This window comes from Microbacterium sp. GbtcB4, assembly GCF_019091465.1.
Lineage (GTDB): Bacteria > Actinomycetota > Actinomycetes > Actinomycetales > Microbacteriaceae > Microbacterium > Microbacterium paraoxydans.
This window is the reverse complement of sequence record NZ_JAGXJJ010000414.1, coordinates 1-243: the sequence shown is the minus strand read 5'-3', so window position 1 is coordinate 243 and position 243 is coordinate 1. Positions and strand designations below refer to the sequence as shown.

1 protein-coding gene is annotated in these 243 nt (G+C 74.1%); it reads left to right on the top strand.

What is annotated here, in order from left to right; genetic code table 11:
• A partial coding sequence (locus KVS71_RS18325; RefSeq protein WP_254635916.1) for a DUF6350 family protein occupies positions 1-243 on the top strand: 243 nt, incomplete at both ends.

The following is a 243-nucleotide window of genomic DNA, read 5'->3' as shown; positions in this document are numbered from 1 at the left end:
GTCACCCTGGCGATTCCCGCAGACGCCGCGCGGTCCGTCATCTCGGTCACGCCGATGGCGTTCCTGCTGCTCACTCTGCTCCTCGCCGCTCGCTCCGGGGGCCGGGCCGCACGGTCCGGGGCCTGGGTGTGGGGATCGCTCTCGGGGACCGTCGTGTTCGCCGTGATCTCGACGGCCGTCGCTCTCACATCGGCGCTCGGCGCCGCGCGGGTCCCGCTGGCTCTCGCCATCCTGCTGCCCCCC